This window comes from Mesorhizobium sp. M5C.F.Ca.IN.020.32.2.1 (genome assembly GCF_004023105.1).
Classification (GTDB): domain Bacteria; phylum Pseudomonadota; class Alphaproteobacteria; order Rhizobiales; family Rhizobiaceae; genus Mesorhizobium; species Mesorhizobium wenxiniae.
On the sequence record NZ_RZSX01001287.1, the window covers coordinates 1 to 1,223 of the forward strand.

At 63.2% G+C, this 1,223-nt stretch carries 2 protein-coding genes and 2 pseudogenes; all 4 read left to right on the plus strand.

Annotation, left to right across the window (positions count from 1 at the left end; all coding sequences use genetic code 11):
* A partial coding sequence (locus EOA86_RS35275) for a phosphoribosyltransferase family protein (RefSeq protein ID WP_281035732.1) occupies positions 1 to 298 on the plus strand: 298 nt, incomplete at its 5' end.
* Between the two features lie 72 nt (positions 299 to 370).
* Entirely contained in the window at positions 371 to 751 is a 381-nt protein-coding gene (locus EOA86_RS35280) for a VOC family protein (protein ID WP_065009813.1), read from the plus strand.
* A gap of 256 nt (positions 752 to 1,007) precedes the next feature.
* A pseudogene (locus tag EOA86_RS40990) lies at positions 1,008 to 1,097 on the plus strand (DUF2062 domain-containing protein); the annotation flags it as partial.
* Positions 1,098 to 1,141: 44 nt separating this feature from the next.
* Positions 1,142 to 1,223: pseudogene (locus EOA86_RS35290) on the plus strand (holo-ACP synthase); the annotation flags it as partial.

Below are 1,223 nucleotides of genomic sequence, written 5' to 3' on the forward strand. Positions count from 1 at the left end.
GGAAGGGGGCGAGTTCAGGCTCCGCCGCTTCGAGATCGCCAAGGGTTCGCGCGTCGTCATCGTCGAGGACATCGTCACCACCGGCCTGTCGATCCGCGAGACCGTTGACTGCCTGCGCGGGCTTGGCGCCGAGGTCGTTGCCGCTGCCTGCATCATCGACCGCTCGGCCGGCAAGACCGATGTCGGCGTGCCGCTGATCGCGCTCGCCGAATACGAGGTTCCGGCCTACCCAGCCGATAGGCTGCCGCCCGAGCTCGCCGCCATACCGGCCATCAAACCTGGCAGCCGCAATATCTGATGGATCGCCCAAAAGTGCGCAGCGGTATTGGGACAACGACATGCATAAAACAACGTTTACTGAGGCGCAGCCGTGATTGCAGGCATCGATCATTTCGTGCTGACGGTTCGCTCCGTCGAAGACACCTGCGCCTTCTATCAGCGCGTGCTCGGCTTCAGGCGCCTCGACGAGCCGGACCGGCCGACGGCGCTGCTGTTTGGAACGCAAAAGATCAATGTGCATGACGTCGGGCGCACCTTCGAGCCCAAGGCCAAGGCGCCGACTCCGGGCTCCGCGGATTTCTGCCTGGTCGCCGCTCGTCCGCTCTCGGAGATATGCGCCAGCCTGGCGGCCAACGGCGTTGGCGTTGAAGTCGGGCCGGTCGAGCGGATCGGCGCCCGTGGCCCGATGATGTCGGTCTATTTCCGCGACCCGGACGGCAATCTGGTCGAGGTCAGCGAGTATGGGCCGTAGATAGCTGGTTGCTGCCGATTCTGCGGCGAAGTCTCCTCCTCAAATCCGTCGCGATTACACTGTGGCCGGAGTGGCGAAACGCCGGTCCCGCAGGCGACAGCAGCGGACGGCATGCAGCTACGGTTGTTCTGCGGCCAGCGTATCGCTATATCAAGGTCGTTGTTGCCTTTCGACGGCCGCAAAGCGCAAAATGTAGCTGTCGCGCCCGGCCCGGGATGGTCGGAGCGGCAGCTTTGGATATCAGGACAGGAACAGAGTGCTTTTTCGACGCCGCAAGCCTGACGGTTTTCTCGAGCGGATGCGTATCTATCTGTGGCCACGCCGCTCTTTCTCGCGCTCGCTGCGTCTGGCGGACAGAGCTGGAACCGCCGGACGGGAAGTTCCCGCCGAATGATCATTGGCATCGGCAGCGACCTGATCGATATCAGACGCATCGAAAAATCGCTGGAGCGCCATGGCCAGCGCTTCATCC